Source organism: Glutamicibacter soli, assembly GCF_003309065.1.
Taxonomy (GTDB): Bacteria; Actinomycetota; Actinomycetes; order Actinomycetales; family Micrococcaceae; genus Glutamicibacter; species Glutamicibacter soli.
This window is the reverse complement of sequence record NZ_POAF01000004.1, coordinates 275,655-294,727: the sequence shown is the minus strand read 5'-3', so window position 1 is coordinate 294,727 and position 19,073 is coordinate 275,655. Positions and strand designations below refer to the sequence as shown.

General features: G+C 60.4%; 18 protein-coding genes. 9 read left to right on the top strand and 9 right to left on the bottom strand.

All coding sequences use genetic code 11. The annotated features are described in order from the left end of the window. Positions 1 to 421: 421 nt before the first annotated feature. The 3 genes from C1H84_RS10470 (at position 422) to C1H84_RS18405 (ending at position 3,113) form a co-directional block, all read left to right on the top strand. Positions 422 to 1,294 (top strand): CoA transferase subunit A, encoded by an 873-nt coding sequence (locus C1H84_RS10470; RefSeq protein WP_047120441.1) that lies wholly within the window; start codon positions 422 to 424, stop codon positions 1,292 to 1,294. Then, entirely contained in the window at positions 1,287 to 2,054 is a 768-nt protein-coding gene (locus C1H84_RS10465; RefSeq protein ID WP_113607368.1) for a CoA-transferase subunit beta, read from the top strand. The genes C1H84_RS10470 and C1H84_RS10465 overlap by 8 nt, the downstream gene beginning before the upstream one ends. A gap of 360 nt (positions 2,055 to 2,414) precedes the next feature. Then, the gene (locus tag C1H84_RS18405) at positions 2,415 to 3,113 is read left to right on the top strand and encodes a hypothetical protein (protein WP_220124903.1); all 699 of its coding nucleotides are present in this window, start codon (positions 2,415 to 2,417) and stop codon (positions 3,111 to 3,113) included. 172 nt (positions 3,114 to 3,285) lie between these two features. Here the strand turns inward: C1H84_RS18405 and C1H84_RS10455 are convergent, their stop codons facing one another. The 6 genes from C1H84_RS10455 to C1H84_RS10430 form a co-directional block, all read right to left on the bottom strand. Continuing rightward, positions 3,286 to 4,506 (bottom strand): acetyl-CoA C-acetyltransferase, encoded by a 1,221-nt coding sequence (locus tag C1H84_RS10455; protein ID WP_047120443.1) that lies wholly within the window; start codon positions 4,504 to 4,506, stop codon positions 3,286 to 3,288. Beyond that, positions 4,506 to 5,321: an SDR family oxidoreductase gene (locus C1H84_RS10450; RefSeq protein ID WP_113607367.1), complete on the bottom strand. Its 816-nt coding sequence runs from the start codon at positions 5,319 to 5,321 to the stop codon at positions 4,506 to 4,508. The genes C1H84_RS10455 and C1H84_RS10450 overlap by 1 nt, the downstream gene beginning before the upstream one ends. A 133-nt stretch (positions 5,322 to 5,454) precedes the next feature. Further along, complete coding sequence (locus C1H84_RS10445) at positions 5,455 to 6,210, bottom strand: ABC transporter ATP-binding protein (protein ID WP_047120445.1); 756 nt, start codon at positions 6,208 to 6,210, stop codon at positions 5,455 to 5,457. Between the two features lies 1 nt (position 6,211). Beyond that, positions 6,212 to 8,035: a branched-chain amino acid ABC transporter ATP-binding protein/permease gene (locus C1H84_RS10440; RefSeq protein ID WP_113607366.1), complete on the bottom strand. Its 1,824-nt coding sequence runs from the start codon at positions 8,033 to 8,035 to the stop codon at positions 6,212 to 6,214. A 1-nt stretch (position 8,036) separates the two neighbouring features. Next, entirely contained in the window at positions 8,037 to 8,894 is an 858-nt protein-coding gene (locus C1H84_RS10435; protein WP_113607365.1) for a branched-chain amino acid ABC transporter permease, read from the bottom strand. 76 nt (positions 8,895 to 8,970) lie between these two features. Then, positions 8,971 to 10,182, bottom strand: a complete 1,212-nt coding sequence (locus C1H84_RS10430; protein ID WP_113607364.1) for an ABC transporter substrate-binding protein — start codon at positions 10,180 to 10,182, stop codon at positions 8,971 to 8,973. On the opposite strand from C1H84_RS10430, the gene C1H84_RS10425 reads away from it, so the two are divergent. The 5 genes from C1H84_RS10425 (at position 10,145) to C1H84_RS10405 (ending at position 15,596) form a co-directional block, all read left to right on the top strand. After that, the gene (locus C1H84_RS10425; RefSeq protein ID WP_220124902.1) at positions 10,145 to 11,083 is read left to right on the top strand and encodes an SDR family NAD(P)-dependent oxidoreductase; all 939 of its coding nucleotides are present in this window, start codon (positions 10,145 to 10,147) and stop codon (positions 11,081 to 11,083) included. The two genes, C1H84_RS10430 and C1H84_RS10425, sit on opposite strands and share 38 nt — an antisense overlap. Before the next feature lie 106 nt (positions 11,084 to 11,189). Further along, a complete protein-coding gene (locus tag C1H84_RS10420; RefSeq protein WP_082124026.1) occupies positions 11,190 to 11,633 on the top strand; it encodes an acyl-CoA thioesterase in 444 nt (147 codons plus the stop codon). Between the two features lie 49 nt (positions 11,634 to 11,682). Then, entirely contained in the window at positions 11,683 to 13,119 is a 1,437-nt protein-coding gene (locus C1H84_RS10415) for an MFS transporter (RefSeq protein ID WP_113607362.1), read from the top strand. A 65-nt stretch (positions 13,120 to 13,184) separates the two neighbouring features. Beyond that, positions 13,185 to 14,396 (top strand): NADH:flavin oxidoreductase/NADH oxidase, encoded by a 1,212-nt coding sequence (locus C1H84_RS10410; RefSeq protein ID WP_113607361.1) that lies wholly within the window; start codon positions 13,185 to 13,187, stop codon positions 14,394 to 14,396. A gap of 639 nt (positions 14,397 to 15,035) precedes the next feature. Then, entirely contained in the window at positions 15,036 to 15,596 is a 561-nt protein-coding gene (locus C1H84_RS10405; RefSeq protein ID WP_244910879.1) for a hypothetical protein, read from the top strand. Positions 15,597 to 15,607: 11 nt separating this feature from the next. Here C1H84_RS10405 and C1H84_RS18270 read toward each other — a convergent pair whose 3' ends face one another. The 3 genes from C1H84_RS18270 to C1H84_RS10390 all read right to left on the bottom strand — a co-directional run bounded on the left by C1H84_RS18270 (position 15,608) and on the right by C1H84_RS10390 (position 17,657). Beyond that, the gene (locus tag C1H84_RS18270; RefSeq protein WP_181728107.1) at positions 15,608 to 15,949 is read right to left on the bottom strand and encodes a hypothetical protein; all 342 of its coding nucleotides are present in this window, start codon (positions 15,947 to 15,949) and stop codon (positions 15,608 to 15,610) included. A 497-nt stretch (positions 15,950 to 16,446) separates the two neighbouring features. After that, positions 16,447 to 16,893, bottom strand: coding sequence for a nuclear transport factor 2 family protein (locus C1H84_RS10395; protein WP_181728106.1), 447 nt, complete (start codon positions 16,891 to 16,893; stop codon positions 16,447 to 16,449). Next, entirely contained in the window at positions 16,890 to 17,657 is a 768-nt protein-coding gene (locus C1H84_RS10390) for a hypothetical protein (protein WP_113607359.1), read from the bottom strand. The genes C1H84_RS10395 and C1H84_RS10390 overlap by 4 nt, the downstream gene beginning before the upstream one ends. 210 nt (positions 17,658 to 17,867) lie before the next feature. On the opposite strand from C1H84_RS10390, the gene C1H84_RS10385 reads away from it, so the two are divergent. After that, a complete protein-coding gene (locus C1H84_RS10385) occupies positions 17,868 to 19,052 on the top strand; it encodes a thiolase family protein (protein ID WP_113607358.1) in 1,185 nt (394 codons plus the stop codon). Positions 19,053 to 19,073: the final 21 nt, after the last annotated feature.

Sequence of the window (19,073 nt, the reverse complement as noted above, 5' to 3'; positions counted from 1 at the left end):
CAAAAGCGGATTATGTTCGCAATTCCGGATCCGTCCCGCACAGAATGCCCAGCTCGGGCTCGGCAGAAATCGTCCGGGACATGCCAATACGTTTTCACGGGCGATGACGTGCCACCTCCTTCGATCCAGCCGTTCGGCCTGCAGATCGCTTGGCCGACCCAACCAACGTTGGAATGTCTACTCGGGATTCAAGCACCGCTTGGTACCTTGCTAGCGCTTGCCGCAGCTGGCCAAACTGGGGCAACTACGTTGCGACCGCAGGCTTCACACTGATGCGAACCTCATGAACCATGAATCAAGTCAACATGCATCACGGTTGCTGACCGATGGGACTGCCCTGACTAATTCATTTCATCCATGCTAGCCTTACAACCAAGCGAGCGCTAGGTTTATTATTCGGTGAAGAAATGAGGGAAACCCAATGCCTGACAAGCGATTGGAACTCAGTGACGCGGTAGCGTCCATCAAGTCTGGAATGACCATCGGCATCGGCGGCTGGGGCTCGCGGCGCAAGCCCATGGCCTTCGTCCGCGAACTGTTGCGGACCGACGTCAAGGACCTGACCGTGGTCTCCTTAGGCGGCCCGGACGTCGGATTGCTGGTCGCAGCCGGCAAAGTCAAGAAGCTGATCTACGGCTTCGTCACCCTGGACAGCATCCCGCTGGATCCTCTGTTCACGGCAGCCCGTGAACGCGGCGAGCTGGAGCTGCAGGAATACGATGAGGGCATGTTCGTGACCGGCCTGCGCGCCGGCGCCGCACGTCTGTCCTTCCTGCCAACCCTTGCAGGTCTTGGCTCCGATGTCCTGCCAGCCAACAAGCATCTGAAGACGGTCAAGTCTCCGTATTCGGACGACGAGTACGTTGCGGTTCCGGCCATCCGCATGGATGTCGCGCTGATCCACGTCAACCGTGCCGACGCAGCCGGCAACGTCCAGTTCCTGGGCCCGGACCCGTACTTCGACGACCTCTACGCAATGGCCGCCGACCGCACCTTCGTGAGCACCGAGAAGATCGTTCCGACCGAAAATCTGCTCGATGAAGGTTCGTACCACACGTTGATGCTCAGCCGCATGTACGTCACCGGCGTCGTCGAGACCCCGCGCGGTGCGCACTTCACCACCTGCGAGCCCGACTACGGCCGCGACGAAGTCTTCCAGAAGCACTACGCTGCATCCGCCAAGGACCCGGCGGCGTGGGATGCCTTCACCGCAGAATTCCTGGCAGGCGACGAGGCGGCATTCCATGCAGCCGTCGAGCGCTTCCACGCAGAAAAGGAGAAAGCCAATGTCTAACGACGCCACCATTGCCGAGATCTGCGTTGCAGCCTGCTCGGACATCTACCGCGAATCCGGCGAGCTGCTCGCCCATGCGGTGGGCATTGTCCCATCCATTGGCGCACGCCTGGCCAAGCTGACCCATTCGCCGGACATCATCCTCAGCGACGGCGAAGCCTTCATGATGAGCGAAGCCTCCCCACTAGGCAAGCCGGCCTCCGCCGGCGGTGTCATCGAGGGCTGGGCTCCGTTCCGCCGCATCTTCGACATCGTGGCCACCGGCCGCCGCCAGAGCATCATGGGCGCGAGCCAGATCGACCAGTACGGCAACCAGAACATTTCGCTGATCGGCGACTGGGACAAGCCGAAGCGCCAGCTCATCGGCGTGCGCGGGGCGCCTGGCAATACCGCCAACCACCGCGTGGACTACTGGATTGCACGCCACAGCGCACGCTTGTTCGTCCCTTCAGTGGACATGGTCTCCGGCGTGGGCAACGACCGCGCCAAGGCGGCCGGCCTCAAGCATCACCATCTGGGTGTCATCATCACCAACCTCGCCGTGCTCGGCTACGACGAGGACGGCCGCGTGAAGGTGCTCTCGGTGCACCCGGGCGTGGATCCGCAGGAAGTCACCGACAACACCGGATTCCCGCTGGATGCCTCCAACGCGCCGGAAACGCGCCTGCCAACCGACGAGGAGTTGCGCCTGATCCGCGAGGTCATCGACCCGCGCGCGGTACGCAATCGTGAGGTACCGGTACCGCAGCCAGTAGGCTAGTCAATCGAATGATCGAGCCGGGCCGGGGAGCTGTTTCACAGCTTCCCGGCCCGGCTTTTAACGTGTCGGAACTCCGTGGGAACATTCGATAAGTAGACAGTTTCAAGGAGGACAATGGATCCGCAACTCCCCCTCAGGATTTTGGAAGCAGTCAGGCTGCTTCACCGTCTCGGGTACCGGGGCTTGAGAATCTTGCCCGGATGGAATGCCTCGGGCACCGCTTGACGCATTATCATCTTCAACGTCACCGAGTGGCACGTCGGCGATGAGTTTGGCGCTCCCTACGACGCGGAAGAGTCATGTCGGTATACAACTGCCGACGGAAATGTCTTCAACGAATGTATTCAATTCCCCGCCGATGTGAGCCACGTCGACGTTGCCGAGGCCATTGTCGATGCGATGCCTTCCCTGAAGCGAAGTGGCTTCGAAGACACCGGAAACCGCGCCTACGTGGACTGGTCTTCACAACTCATGAGCCAGGTCAGCAAACCTACGGATCTACCCTTCGCCTACGGCGATTACGGGGACTTCGACGAAGCTTGGGGGTTGGATTCGGGAACAGACCGGTATTTCCCCAAACCACCAAAGTACACACCCGAACCGCAGCCGACATCGAAACGGGCAAAGAGCGATGAGTACTACGTACTCAAACTATGCAATGAAGTGCTAGGTTCTGGTTGCGAGCAGCAGAAAACATTCGATTGGCTTCTGGGACTGCCTTCGAAAAAGACCGGGCTCCGAGCGCCGCTCCCGGTCGATGGCTATTGGGAAGACAGGGGACTCGTGGTCGAGTACCACGAGAAACAGCACTCAGAAGCCGTCCCATTCTTCGACAACAAGGTCACCGCATCGGGGCACCTGCGCGGTGAACAGCGCAAGCTATATGACGCCCAAAAGGCGACAATGATTCCTGAGCAAGGATTGACGCTGCTCATCATTGACTACCGTGATTTCCAGAACGTCAAGAGGAAAATTGTTCGCAATTACGAAAAGGATCTACTTGTCGTGGCAAGAATGATCGAGGATGTATTACCGCAGCCCGTTGGCGATCAGCGTTAGCCGTATTCGCAAGAACCTTGAATTGCCATAGATTCAAAGCCACAAAACTTCAGCGTGACTTTGGATCACCACAAAAAGCAGGGCCGGGCTATTGCATGAAGACGGAACCGCGCATGCCTCGGGAATTTCCTCCCCAGACATGCGCGGTTCTGTCGGTTCTCGTGGATTGGTGTTAGTTCAAGCGCTCCAGCACCAGTGCCATGCCCTGGCCGCCGGCCACGCACATGGTTTCCACGGCGAACTGCTCGTCGCGTTCCTGCAGCGCGTGGATCGCGGTGGTGGTCATGCGGGCGCCGGTCATGCCAAACGGGTGACCCAAGGCGATCGCGCCGCCGTTGACGTTGACCTTGTTCGGGTCGATGCCGATGTCGTCGATGGACGGCAGCACCTGGGCGGCGAAGGCCTCGTTGAGCTCCATGATGTCCATGTCCTTGATCGACATCTTGGCGTTGGCCAGGGCGCGCTTGACTGCATCGACCGGCCCCAGACCCATCAGCTCGGGAGTCATCGCGGCCACGCCGGTGGACACAATGCGTGCCAGGGGCTTCAGGCCCAGTTCCTTGGCTTTGGTATCACTCATGATCACCAGTGCTGCGGCACCGTCGTTCAGCGGGCAGCAGTTCGCAGCGGTCACGGTCCCGTGTTCGCGGAATACCGGGGCCATGGTGGCGAGCTTCTCCAGCTTCACGCCGGCGCGCGGTCCGTCATCGGTGGACACTACGGTGCCGTCGCCCAGGGTGACCGGTGTGATGTCCTTTTCCCAGAATCCGCGAAGCCCTGCTGCTTCGGCGAGGTTCTGGCTGCGCACTGCCCATTCGTCCTGGGCTTCGCGGGAGACGCCGCGCAGTTGGGCGACATTCTCCGCGGTGTCCCCCATGGCGATGTATATGTCCGGCAGCTCGCCCTTGGCGCGCGGGTCGCTCCAGCGCGAGGAAGCATCCTCATTCAGCGCCTTCGTGCGGTCCATGGCCGCGAGGAAGGCAGGGTTCTTGGTGTCCGGCATGCCGTCGGACTTGCCCAGTCCGAAGCGCGATACGGTTTCCACGCCGGCGGAGATGAAGACGTCGCCTTCGCCGGCCTTGATGGCGTGGAATGCCATGCGGGTGGTCTGCAGCGAGGACGAGCAGTAGCGGTGCACGGTGGTGCCTGGAACCGAGTCCAGGCCCAGCTGCATGGCGACCATGCGGGCGATGTTGTAGCCCTGCTCGCCGGCTGGCTGCGCGCAGCCCATCATCAGGTCGTTGATGGTGTTCGGGTCCAGTTCCGGCACCGCGCTGAGCGCTGCCTGCACCATCTGCGCGGCCAGGTCGTCGCCGCGCATTTCGCGCAGCGAGCCCTTGTAGGCTCGGCCGATCGGCGAACGCGCCGCTGAAACAATAACTGCCTCTGCCATTAGAGTGCTCCTTCTACTTCAAGTTCAAGTGGTTTCAGTTCATCGGCGTTCGGGGTGTGCGCCAGGAAGGCCGGCCATTCTCCGCCGCCGTCCACGTCCAGCACCGCGCCGGTAATGTGGGATGCCATATCCGAGGCGAGCATGACGCAGGCGGCGCCGATCTCGCTTGGCGCTGCGAGCTGTCCGCGCGGGATGGTTGCCGCAACGCGCTCGAAGCTTTCCTCGTCGCCGTAGTGGTCTACGGCGCCTTCGGTGGCCACCAGGCCGCAGCTGACTGCGTTCACGCGGATGTGCGGCGCCCACTCCACCGCGAGGCTTCCAGTCAGGCTTTCCAGCGCGGCCTTGGCCGCGCCGTACACCGCGGTGCCCGGGCTCGGGCGGCGGGCGCTGATGGAGGTGATGTTCACGACCGAGCCCTTCTCAGGCTGACGCATCATCACCGGCAGCACTGCGCTGGCGACATGTGCGGCTGAGAGGAAGTTCAGTTCCGTGATGGCCTGCAGGTAGCGTGCAGAGCCCTTTTCAAAGCGGCCAAAGGGCGAGCCTCCTGCATTGTTGACGGCGACGTCGATGCGGCCGCGACGGCTGTGCACCTCGGAAACCCAGTCCTGGACCTGCTCCGCGTTGCGGACATCCACCTGGGTGAAGTGCACCGAAGGGTGCTCGCTGATTCCGCCGGCCTCCGGGAGGCTGCGTCCGCAGATCTCCACGACGGCGCCGGCGTCGAGAAATGCCTGGGTGATTCCGGCACCGACTCCGCGGGCGCCGCCCGTAACGAGCACTACCCGGTCCTTAAGGTCAATAACGACTGACATCGTTTTCCCACCTTTCTCCTTGCCGCGAGACAATGTGCGACAACCAAGCAAATGCTTGTTTCTATGTTGACATGATTATAGTTCTATCACCCATTGGCACGACGGCTCAATGGGATCGAGTAGCAATTCTTATCTACTCCGCCATCTGCTTCGCAGGCACTGATTCACTGGTGCCGAAGTACGCTTCTTGGAGTTGTTCAAGGGTCATTGACGAGGCCGGGCCAGCTAGGGATGTCCGACCCATATCAAGCACGGAAACTTCATCAGAAATCTCCAGCGATTCCTGAACGGCCTGCTCAACGAGCAGAATTCCAAGTCCTGTGGCTTTGAGCGAGTGCACGCGCTCCATGACTTCTTTCATGATGGCAGGAGCCAGGCCCTGGCTTGGTTCGTCAAGGATGAGAAGTTTTGGCTTGGCCATTAAGGCTTGGCCGATGGCTAGCATCTGCTGTTGCCCACCAGACATGCTGGACGCTGGGAGACTTCTCTTGTCGCCGAGGATCGGGAAGAACTCGTAGATCTCCTGAACTGCTTCCAGCAGCGCACGCTTCTTCGACTTCGTCGAAAAACCGCCAAGCAACAGGTTCTGTTCAATCGTCAGTTCGTGGAAGACCCTTTTACCTTCTTGAACATATGACATGCCCTGTGCAACGCGCCGATGAGCAACGGTCTCACCCAACTTCTTTCCAAGGTACCGGACCTCACCGCCATAAGTTCGGTTCAGTCCCGTTATTGCTCGCAGGGTAGTAGTTTTTCCGGCACCGTTGCGTCCCAAGAGGACCGTGATCTGACCACTGCGAACGGTCAAGGAAACGTCACGCACGACTTTCAGATCGCCGTAGCCGGTCTGCAGGTGTTCGACTTCGAGCAGGATATTCTCTTCAGTCATTTCATGCTCCTACCAAGCTAGTTCCATCAGAGTCCGAAACAATGCCCAGGTACTCTTCCATGACCCGCGGGTTCTTCTCAATCTCGGCAGGTGCGCCGTGAGCCATCACCGAGCCTTGGGCAAGAACGTAAATAACATCCGCTAGCCGCAGCACTAGCTGGAAGTTGTGCTCGACGATGACAACGGTCAAGCCTGCCTCGCGAAGCCGCAGAATGAGATCAGCAAGTACGTCAAGCTCGTCTTCATCCAGCCCCGAGGCAACCTCGTCCAACAAGATGACCTTGGGTGAGCCAATCAAACTACGGGCAACTTCCAATAACCGACGGTTGCCGAGCGGGAGCGAATCGGCATCAGCATTGAGCTGCGATCCGAGACCCACGAGGTTAAGCACACGTTGCGCTTCGGAACGATCCTCGCGGCGAATACGGCGGAATTTTGGAGTGCGAAAGACTGCTTGAAGGATCGAAGCCCTCTGCGTCGAGTACCGGCCGGATTCGACCGCTTCAATGACGCTCAGATTCTTCGGGATATTGGGCGTCTGGAAAGTTCTCGAAACGCCGGATCGAGCGACCTTATAGGAAGGCTGCCCCTGGATCTGCAAATCGTCCAGCGCGATAACGCCTTCATCCGTTTCGTAGTATCCAGAAATCATATTCAGCAGTGTGGTTTTGCCAGAGCCGTTCGGACCAATGATCGCTGTCACGGCTCCGGGCTTTGCCTCGAGACTGACCTGAGACAACGCCTTGTTACCGCCAAATGCCTTTGAAACCGTTTGCACAGACAGATTTGCACCTTGCAGCACTTCCACATCCGCAACGGCATTCTCCGCAGAGCTGCCCTTTGAACGTCCTGCCTGCTCCGCTGCCTTGTAGTCCAGCTTGCGGACAATCTTCTGCCCTACACCGGCGATTCCTCCGCTAAAGAGGACTCCTCCAAAGAGCAGGAATCCACCAGTGATGATCAGCCCATATTCCTGGAAGTTGGTTGCTTGGTTCAAGCCGAATTGGAGAACCCCAGCACCAACCAAGGCACCGTAAACACTGGCCGAACCTCCGAATATGGACGCGGCCAGTACTGTCATAGCCACGGTGAAGGTAAAGGCTTCTGGCGAAATGAACATATCCAGGTTGGCAAAGAGGACGCCGGCCAAGCCTGCCGGGATTGCACCCAGCGCATAAGCAGAAAGTTTCATACGGAACACGGAAATGCCTAACGATGAGGCAAGCACAGGGCTTTGCTTGAGCACTTGAAATGCAGTTCCGTGTCGGGAAACCACGACGTTGCGCATGAAAGCAAACCATAGAATGGCTATTACGACGACCAGAACGTAGTACTGATTTTCCGTTACCGGCTCCCCGAAAAGCGTGGGAGTGGCGATTCCCGTCAGCCCATTGCGTCCACCGGTCGACTCCTTGAAAATCGAGAGGACGTCCGGGATCAAGAGGATCAGGAAGAATGATGTCATGGCCAAGGACCAGCCGCCGAGTCGCAGGCCCGGAACTCCCGAAACCAGGCCAACGACTAACGCAGCCAGAGCTCCGACAAGAAGCTGGACCCAGATTTCGGTGATTCCGGCTTTGCCAATAAGGCCAGCCGTGTAGGCACCCGCCGCATACATTGCAATATGCCCCATCGCCAACTCACCGGCATAGCCCAAGTTGAGGTTCAGCCCCGAGACAATGAGAGCCAGCAACAAAGTGAGGATAACCTGTCGGGTCATTCCATAGTTCATGCCCAAGGAAGGCAACAGCAACAGCACGATTCCGAGAAGGAGCGGCAACGCCCATGTCGGCAGTGCCCGGATTTTCAACCAAAGTGCTAACACGTCATACCGTCCGTTCTTTTTGCCGGTTGAACAGCCCTGAAGGCTTCGCCATTAGAATCACGACCAAGATTAGGAATACGCTCAGGTTCGCAAAGTCAGCACCGATGTACCGGCTGGCGAGGGCTTCCGTAAGCCCTACGATCAGTCCGCCAGCGAGAGTGCCGGTCAACGATCCAAAACCACCGATGGCGAGTACAACGAATCCTTTGAGTGCCAGTGACGCACCCAGCGTTGCCACCGCATAAGTTTTCGGGCCGACAAAGAGCCCTAAAAATCCTGCCAGAACGCCGGTAAAGGCAAAAGCCAGAAATGCAAAACGTCGGACATCCACACCACGCAACTGCGCAGCTTCACGGTCTTCACTCATCCCCATAAGGGCAATACCGATCAGGCTATGCTTGGAGAATTGGTTCAGGCCGATAACCAGGAGAATCACCACTGCAACCAGCACAAGTTCTACGGGGTAAACGTTGCCGCCAAACAAGCTGATGACCTGATCACCTGCGAAGAAGGGAACTCGGTAGGGCTCTCCGCCCCAAATCAGCTGCGCAACTCCCTGCAGAATGATTGATGCACCCAAAGTGGTCACCAACAGGTTATGCATGTCCTTCACAGGACGAATCGCAATCCGCTCTTCAAGGGCCGCTATAAGTCCAACTATGATTGCCGCCATGATGCCAACCAACCACCATGGAAGCTGCATTACTACGATGCCTACATAGGTGATGAAGGCACCGAGCATCATGAGGGAAGCTTGAGCAAAGTTGAATGTTTTTTGTGAAATAAAAACAATGTTGTATCCGATGGCAACCAGTGCATAAACGGCACCAATCGCCATACCCGACCAGATGATTGTCATGAGCGCTCCTGTTCTAAAACCGGATCAGGCAGGGGCCACGCCATTTTTTCAGCGTGGCCCCTGACGATTTGAATCGTTACTGGAACTGGCCGTTGACCATTTTTGACGGGGAGATAAAGATCAGATGTTCTGGTTCCATATGCGGGGCGTGGGACTCGCTCGTAAATGCGTACTTGGGCAGAATCTGCGTTTGCGCGGCTTCTTGGACTTTGCTGTCCAAAAGTGCTTCGGCGATGTTTTTGGCCTCAAGGGAGTTCGAGGACTCCGCAGCCGACTTCAGCAGCCACATCGCGTCGTAGTTGTAAGCAAGAATAAGCGAGGAGCCGATGGTGCCCGTCTCGGCCATCAGCTTTACCGCTGCGTTGAGCTTTTCGTTCTTTGGATCAAATTTGGTGCTCTCAAAGACCTGCATTGTCAGGTTTTTGACCTGGGACGTACCTAGGACACCAGCAGGCGGGTCCGTGGCTACCAGGCTGGTGGCAGATACCGAGTTGTTGCCAATTACTGGAATATCCCAGCCAAGCTTTTCGATTCCCTGCAGCACATATGCAAGTGGCGCACCGTAGGAGTCAAGAACCAATGCATCCGGATTACTGCTCTTGAGCTTCTCCAGCTGGGGCGTCATGTCCAGGGCCGCGTTGTCATAGCCCTCGTTGCCCGTGACCTTCAATCCCGAAGATGTGAACGCTTCTTCGGTAAGTTTGCCAAATAGCTCGCCTGTCGCACTGGAGCCATGAAGAACTGCAACTTTTTCATACTTTTTCTTCTGGATTTCCGGAACAAAGCCATCAATATAGTCCTGCACACTCGGCGAGAGATCAAAGTTGAGTGGGTTGACCGATGGGTCGGTCGACGTTTCGGTTGGGCCGATGTTAAACGAGAGGATCTGCTTCTGCATCAGGACGGGCAAGATTGCTTCCGCTACCGTTGACGGACCGGAGTTCATGACTGCAACGGGCTTTTCGCCTTCAGCAAGCTTCTCACGCAATTTTGTCACAGCCACAGTAGGGTCCGCGCGATCATCAATCACTTCGATCTCAAGCTTCTTGCCCAGGATTCCGCCGGCTTCGTTCACGGCTGCAACGGATGCTTCCGCAGCAGTAACCGATGTCGCTGCATTGTTCGCAAGGATGCCTTCAGCGCCAAGGCCTCCCAGAACCAGCACCTTCAGCGAACCGTCTCCGTCGCCTGCACCTTCGGCAGAAGATGCCGAATTCGCGCAGCCAGTGAGCGCCAAACCTAGCACTGCCATGGATGCAACCAACGATTTTGCCTTGCCAAAACGCATAGCGCTCTCCTTACATAACAATCAGATAATTAACAACCTAACGCTTGCTACATTGAGCATAAGGCCTAGCATCGCAGAAACCAAGCGATCGCTTGCTTGGAATTCTTCGTCTAAAGCTGATAGCTTGCACGGCATGACACAAAAAGCTGCCGCCGGCATCAAGGAATCGGGAATATCACTCGTCGCGGGAGGCTCCGGAGGAATCGGTACAGCGATTGTCCGCCGCTTGGTTAGGGGTGGGAAAAAGGTTGCATTCACTTTCCAGCAATCTGACCCCTCTGCGCTCGTGGAAGAAATGGGCAACAAGGCGACAGCGCACCGCATTGACCTCCAAGATCCCCAGGCTTGCAGGAAGCTAGCCGACGACCTCATTGCACAGCACGGCGCAATTGAAAACTTCATCCACGCCGCAGGACCGCACGTCCCAATGGTGCACCTTTCGAAAGTTTCACCTGAAAATTTCGCCGATCAAGTCAACGCTGATCTCGTTGGATTCTTCAACATCATTCATGCAGTTCTTCCTTCCCTCCGAACCACATCTGGATCGATCACCGCTGTAACTTCGGCAGCCACTGCTCGTTACCCCAAAAGGGACGGCCTTTCGGCGATTCCCAAAGGCGGAGTCGAGACCATGATTCGCGCATTGGCTGCCGAAGAAGGCCGCTACGGTGTACGAGCAAACTCCGTTGCTCCGGGCATGCTGAGTGACGGGATGGCTGCGCGGCTGATTGATACTGGCGAACTGGATAGCAACGCCCTCCAGGTCACCATGGATAACATCCCCTTGAGAAGATTTGGCACTGCGGCAGATATCGCAGAGGCTGTCGCCTTCCTCGTTTCAGAAAAGGCAAATTTTATATCCGGCCAGAAGCTGAACGTGGACGGCGGATATAGCGTCTAGGATCGATTCTTCCCGTTCACTCGGATCCGGCAAACTGCCCCGTGCAAATGCTGGGTAATGTTTGCTTGCGCTCCATACAAATCGAATTCAGGCGGGACTTCCAGCAATGTCGCTCAATTTTGATACTGAACTTTCCACACCGGTGCACGAGCACACCCAACGATTGAGCTACGCGGACACGGACCCCGCCGGAATCCTCTACTACGCCACCTGGTTCCCGCGCATGGAAGCGCTGCAGACCGAATGGCTGCTGCTGAACGGATTCCGCCAGGACACCCTGCTCGAACGCTTCGGCTGGTGGACGGTGTCCCGGGCCACCCACTGCGACTACCTGCAAGCGGCGCGGCTCTTCGAGGAAATCACCATTGAGCTGCGCGTCGGGGAAATCGGGAATTGCTCGGTTCGCTTCGACTTCCAGATGTGGCGGCGCAGCGACCAGACCCTGGTGGCAACGGCCTCCAACTGGCTGGTGACCGTCAGCCCGGATCAGAAAGCCATCCGGCTGCCGGAAGTGTTCCTCACCTTCCTGGAATCCGGCGCGGCCCAATGACATCCATCGCTTCGTTTTGCCCGCCCGCCAGCGAGCGCAGGATGCTCCCATGAGCCTCACCCGTAACGCCGAATCGGAGGACCTCCGGCTCATGCCGAAGAGCTCCCGGTGGCCCACCGTCATCCTGCTTGCCGTCAGCGGCATGCTCTCCTCGATGCAGTTCACGCTGATCGTCCCATCGCTGCCCAGCTTCTCCGAAGACCTCGGGGCCTCGGCGGAGGATGCTTCGTGGCTGGTGACAATCACGCTGCTTGCCGGGGCGGTGGGAACCCCGGTGCTCTCGCGCATGGCGGACATGTACGGCCGGCGGCGCCTGCTGCTGGTGACCCTAGGACTGCTGGTGGCCGGCTCGCTGACCGCCGCGTTGGGGCCGGGCTTCGGCTGGGTGCTGGCGGGCCGGGCCCTGCAGGGCTGCGCCTCCTCCATCGTCCCCATCGGCATCAGCCTGCTGCGCGACATGATGCCGGCCGGGCGCGCAGGCACCGCAATTGCCGTCATGAGCGCGACCGTCGGACTGGGCTCGGCCACCGGGCTGCTGCTCTCCGGGGTGCTGGGCAGCAGCGGGCTCGGCACCGCGGGGATCTTCGTATTCTCCGCCATCGGCGGGGTCCTTGCCCTGGGCGGCGTGCTGCTGCTGGTCCGCGATGCCGGATCCTATCCGGGCGGCCGGTTCGACATGCTCGGCGCGCTGGGCCTGTCGGTGGTGCTGGCCAGCGCCCTGTTCGTCATCTCGAGGTCCAGCTGGTGGGGCACGAACCCGCTGCCGCTGGCGGTGATTTCCGGGCTCGGGGTGCTCACTGCCTGCTTGTGGGTTCCACTGCAGCTACGCAGCGCCCGTGCGGTCATCGACCTGCGCACCGCCTTCCGCCGCCCGGTGCTGTTGACCAATATCGCCACCTTCTTCGCCACCGCGGGGATGTTCGCCAACCACCTGCTGACAGCCCACGAGGTGCAGGCCCCGGCCGGCATCGGATCCGGGCTGGGGCTCAGCCCGGTAGAGGCGGGACTGGTCATGATCCCTGCCTCGCTGACCATGGCCGGGCTCTCCCCGGTGGCGGGCATGCTGCTCAACCGCATCGACGCGCGCAAGGTGCTGGCCCTCGGCGCGCTGGTCATGTCGCTGGCCTTCGTGTTCCGCCTGTTCACCCACGGTTCGCTGGCAGTCATCGTGGTCGGTGCGGCGCTGGTGGGCGTGGGCACGGCGCTGAGCTTCGCGGCCATGCCGGCGCTGGTTATGGGATACAGCCCGGCGCAGGACGCCGCGGCGGCCAACGGCATCAATTCGCTGATCCGCACCTTCTCCGGGGCGGCCACCAGCGCGGTGTTCGCCTTCCTGCTCTCGAGCTTCGCGGTCTCCGCGGGCGGCTCGCAGTTCCTGACCCAGTCAGGGCTGTCGCTCGCCTTCGGCGGCGTCGCCGCAAGCTGCCTGCTGGCCTCGGTGCTGGCCCTGCTGCTGCCGGCTTCTCCGCGCGGAACGGAACGTTGATCGCGCCGGTTCCGGAAAGTGGGACTGGCCGCCCGGGCGCTGCGGCTGCTCGATAGAGTGCTGGCATGACTATTGATGCGCGCACAGCAAGCACCGAGGACCGGGCGCTTTTTACGCCCCTGACCATCCGCGGCACCACGCTGCCGTTGCGGGCCGGCGTTTCGCCCATGTGCATGTACGCCGCGGTTGACGGCTTCGCCAGCGACTTCCACCTGGCGCATCTGGGGCGTTTCGCCCTGGGCGGCGCGGGGCTGGTCATCGTCGAGGCGACGGCCATCGAGCCGCGCGGCCGCATCTCCCATTTCGACCTGGGCCTGTGGGACGACGCCCATGTGGAGGGCATGACCCGCATCGCGAGCCTGCTCGACGCCCACGGTTCGGTCCCCGGAATCCAGCTGGGCCATGCAGGGCGCCGCGCCTCGGTGCGCGAGCCGTGGCATGCCGGCGCCCCGCTGGATGAGACGGACGCCCTGGCGGGCAACCCGCCGTGGCAGACCGTCGGCCCCTCGGCCTTGCCGGCCGGCCCGAACTGGCCGGTGCCGACCGAGATGAGCGAGGCGGAGATCGCCGAGTCGGTAGCCCAGTGGGCATCCGCAGCGCGCCGCGCCGCCGAGGCGGGCTTCCGCTACATCGAGCTGCATGGCGCCCACGGCTACCTGCTGCATTCCTTCCTCTCCCCCATTTCCAACACCCGCACCGACGGCTACGGCGGGGACACCGCCGGGCGCATCCGCTACCCGCTGGAGGTCATCCGCGCGATCCGCAAGGCTATCGGCGACGAGATCATCCTGGCCTACCGGGTGTCCTCGGTGGACGGCGTGCTGGACGGCGGCCTGGGCATCGAGGACATCGTCGAGTTCTCCCGGCATGCGAACGCCGCCGGCGTGGACGTCATCGACACCTCTTCCGGGGGCATCACCACCGACCGTTCCAGCGACACCCGCGTGCGCCGCGGCTTCGGCTTCCATGCGGACTTCGCCCGGGCCATCAAGGCGGAAACCGACGCGGTCGTGGCCTGCGTGGGCTTCATCGTGGATCCGGAGCAGGCCAGCCGGATGATCGAAGACCAGGACGCGGACATCGTGCTGCTGGGACGCGAGATGCTGGACAACCCGAACTGGGTGCACCATGCCCGGCGCGCGCTGGCGACCGACGAGTTCGAGCACTGGGACCAGCGCTTCGGCAGCGCCCTGGGCCCGCGCCTGTCCACCCTGCAGCGACTGGAGGAGTCCGGGGAAACCCCGCTGACGCGCTTCGAGCAGTACAGCGGCGCCTAGCGAAACTCGGCTAATACTTGTGATGCTCCTGGAAAACCAGAAGCATCACCTGCTTAATACGAATGCCCGTCGTTGACTGCCCTGGCAAATCAGACCTCGAGACGATGGTTCACGGTGTCCCTAGCGCGATTCGGCCCAGCATTGGAACTTGCAGCGAGAATTCATCATTGAAGCAGCGCTCCGTTGGCAGCGCCCACTAGAGCCTGAAACCGACAGGAAACGTAATCGGACATTTGTTGGCGCGTTCTGGATTAAGCCACTAACACAGGCTCAAGCAGGAGATGGGTATTGGAGCGACAATTCCAAGCGAACATGAGGAGGCACGGAGCGGGCAGGTCAAATGTAGGTCAACGGAGTCGGTTTCAGCGCCGATACGAAGCCGTTCGCTGGCGTACTTGTCGACGTTCCTGAACGTCCGACATACAGAGATAAGAGCCGCAGCTAGGGCTGCAAGAGTGGACATGGATGGACGTTTCATAACACATTTTCAAAGATGCCACCATCCTACTTAAGTAGGATGACTGTTAACAATAGCACCTTTGATTTGGCCTAGCTTAAGCCAAATGAGTTAGATACGGTTTAAGTGCAGATACCCCAGAGACCAGTTGGGGTAGTTCACGCTCATTTGGAGAACAAAGAATGAAGAATAAGCTTGTGAACGCTTCTATTGCTGCCTTCCTGGCTTGCGGCTTGACCTTCACCGCACTTCCCGCGTCAGCGTCAACGCCCACCCAGGTCCATCCAGCAGGTACAAAACTTGCTGAAGCATCGGTGTCGGATGCCGAAGTGGAAAAATTGGCTAAGGACCTTGACGCCCTATTCACCCATGGAATCACCCAGAACGAAGATGGGTCGTTCCGTGTAGATGAACAGAGCATCATCGGGCACTTTGGCGAGGCCGAAGGCCAACAGATTATTGCCCAGTTCCGTGCCCAGGTGCCACAAACTCATACCGGAAATCTTCCAGTAGCATCGACGGCAAGCTACGGTCAGTGCGTCTTGAACTTCACCGGGTTCGGGGCCCTCTTCGGCGCTTCTGAAGGAACGATCCTGGGATACATCAATCGCAAGGATTGGAATAAGGCGGCTCAAACTATGGTGAAGTTCTTGGGCAAGCAGGCTGTTAAGGGCGGAGTTGTAGGCCTAGCCGCCTCGCTCGCAGCAGCTGGCGCTTGGTGCGCGACACCTTGGGCTAAGTAATCCGTTCTCTTTCAGAAGGTGATCTCAATGCAAAATGAAGGAATGTTCAGGATGTCCACAAGCCTGAAAATTACGGTGGCGGCATGTTTCACCGTCGGATCAATTTTCACCGGAGCGAATGGTTTGACCGGGGTTTCCTTACTCTCGGCCCTCGCTGCTGTCATTGCAGGTGTTACGGCTGTAGCTGAGGTGAGCCGAGAAGCCGGGAAAGCAGGATTCATTGTCGGAATAATGGCTAGTGTGTTCTCAGTGTTAGGTACCGCATTCGTCCTGACTGCGAGTACCGAATTGCCCTTTGCAATCGTGGCAACAATCGCCGTCGTCCCAGTGCTGTTATGGGTAGCTTTGGCCATAGTGCACGGGAAGGCAGGGGTAGCGAAGTCCCTAAGCTAGCTCGTACACGAGTAATCGGTGGTTGGGAGGTTCTTGCGAAACTCTCGATCACCGATTTTCTGCGTTAAAGCAGGCTCACCGAGTCAAGGCAGGCCGCCGAGGGGGTCTCCACTTCGTTCACGTTATTTCGATTACCCGCCCCATCGCAGTTTCAGACTTTGACGCTAAGGCGAAGTATTGCATCCACAGAGACAGGCCCAAACAGTGGCTCGCCTTGATAGTTCGGTCACGCGCCGTTACTGGCCGAATTTCCCAAAGACTTTATAGGCTCGTTCGGTCTCGGCTAACTCAACTCGCATACACCGATTTCCAGTTTCCAAGTCACTCGATGCTGCTATTTAAGGCATCACTGTTCTTCTCGTCGAGGACCTTGAGTTCGCCGAGTGTTCCATCGGCTAAAGTCGAGTGACGTCCCGTGTCGTGCCCCTTATTCCACGATAGAGCCCGAGGCGCACCATTAGTTGCTGAACAGCTGCCGCGCCCATTCGCTGCCGGTCAGCAGGCGGTTCTCGCGTTTGGATACCTTCCAGCCCTCGGTGGTGCGGGTGAGCTCCCAGCGGTTGGCGCTGACTCGCTCGGCGGTCCAAGGCTCGCCGCGGCGGGCGAAAACCAGCGAATGGTTGGTGGCCACCGCGGTGTCCCCATCGATGCGCAGCGAAGGGGCAGTGCCGACGTGCGCGCACCCGGCGGCCATGAAGTCCTTGTGGGTGTCGAATTCGACCAGCCCCGCAAGGTCTTCGTACTGCAGCGTGGTGGTGTCGAAGGAGTAGGTCCCGCCCTCGGCCCAGAGCCGCTCGATGGCCTGCCCGTTGCCGGAGTCGGCGAAGGGTCCGTAGCTTGCAATCAGGTCCAGGATTTCAGCCCGGTCTTCCAGCGCCTGCAGGCGCTCTTCAATGTTTTTCACCAGTCCCTCCAAGGAACGATTGTGCTCAGTGTCGAGGAGAAGAGGACTTCTCCGGCCTTTGGCGCCGAGGGTTCGGCGGCAAGTTGCTGTTCGGTGCCGCGGATCGCTGCACCGGTGCTCTCCGGTTCCCCGTCCACGTACAGCAATCGGATCCGCAGTTCGCTCGGCCGGTGGCTGACGGTGTCCGCGAAAGGCAGCGTGCTGTGCTTCTGCGCGTGGCTGAAGGAGAAGGTCCAGCCTCCGGCGACCCCTGGGACTTTCAGCAGTTCCGGCATCAGCTCGGTGTCTTCCCAACGGAAGCTGTCGTGTGCGTCCAGACCGTGCGGTTCCGGGTAGCGGGTGAGCGTGATGTGCAGGCCCTGGTTCGGGCGGAACGGCAGCACGTCGGGGCTGACCAGTGCGTGCGGCGCGGAGTAGCCCTTGACCGGGCGGAAGAACGCCAGCAGCTTGCGTTCGACCCCGGGAATGATGGGCCCGCGACCCCACTGGAATGACGCTTCGCCCAGGCGGTCCCAGGCATCGACGCTGTGCTCCACTGGATCCCGGAACCAGTACATCGCCACGAAATCGGTGTCCGCGAACGCCGAGTCGGCGGCATGCGCCGGATCCTCTTCACGGACCCGGGCCCAACGGTCTCCCCAGGCCACGCCGGGCAAGGCGAGGTTCTCGGGGCGGTGATCCAGCTGGTGCCAGCGGTTGTACGCGCCATGCAGCGAAGCATCGTCCAGCTGGACGAAGGAGAAGAACGCCAAATCGGAGAACATGAAAATCCTTGCTCCGGAAGCTTCCGGGTCGCCGCGCGGACCCGGTGAGGGTCCCCGCCCTCCATGCTCGCGCAACGGCGGCGGGCCGCGCCGGAAGGATCCCGGAGAACGGGATCATCTCAGGCCCGCCACTAGGACTTTTTTGTAACGTGGCAGGCATGTGGCATGGCCGTGGGCCTGCATTAACTACCAGGATCTAAGGAAGCCGACTTGTCTACAGAAAAGATCGCCATTCTCGACGGCGCACGCACCCCCGTAGGCCGCTACGGCGGGAGCCTGAATTCGGTGCCGGCCCATGAGCTGGGCCAGATTGCCGCGCGCGAGGCGCTGTCCCGCAGTTCGGTCGCCCCGGAACAGGTCGACGAGGTCATCATGGGCTGCGTGGGCCAGGTCGGCCCGGACGCGTATCTTGCCCGGCGAGTGGCCCTCGGCGCGGGGCTGCCCGAATCCACTCCCGCGTTCACCGTCAACCGCCTGTGCGGCAGCGGGCTGCAGGCCATCTGGTCCGGTGCCCAGCAGCTGGCCTGGGGCGGCTCGCAATTCATCCTCGCCGGCGGCGCCGAATCCATGTCCCGCATGCCGTTCCTGGACTACGACTCCCGCGGCAACTCCCGGCTGGGCAACCGCACCGTGCTGGATGGCACGGTAGCCATGCTCACCGACCCGTTCTCCGAGCAGCACATGGGCGTCACCGCTGAAAACGTGGCGGACAAGTACGGCATCAGCCGCGAGCAGCAGGACGAATTCGCCGCCGAAAGCCAACGCCGCTCGGGCACCGCCGAAGCCTTGGCCGCCTTCGCCGAGGAGATTACCGCGGTGACCACCGGCGGGCGCAAGCCGGCCACGGTGAGCGTCGACGAGCACCCGCGCCCGGACACCACCGCCGAAAGCCTGTCTTTGCTGAAGCCCGCCTTCCGGGCCGGTGGCAGCGTGACCGCAGGCAACGCCTCGGGCATCAACGACGGCGCCGCCGCGGTGCTGCTGGCCAGGCAGCAGACCGTGCAGGAGCTCGGCCTGGGCTCGCTGGCCACCTTGGAGCATGTCACCACCGCCGCGCTGGATCCTGCCTACATGGGCTACGCCCCGACGCTGGCCCTGCACAAGCTCTTCGCCGAAACCGGCCTGTCCCCGCAGGACATCGACACCTTCGAGGTCAATGAGGCCTTCGCCGCGCAGGCGCTGGCAGTCATCCGGGACGCGAAGCTGGATCCTGCACGCGTGAACCCCTACGGCGGCGCCATTGCCCTGGGCCATCCGATCGGCGCCACCGGCGCCATCCTGCTACTGCGCGCGGCCAAGGACCTAGTGCGCCGGGACCTGGACCACGCGGTGGTCACCATGTGCATCGGCGGCGGCCAGGCGCTGGCCGCGCTGATCAAGCGCACCGGCGCCTGATCCGCGCCGCACCCCGCGCAC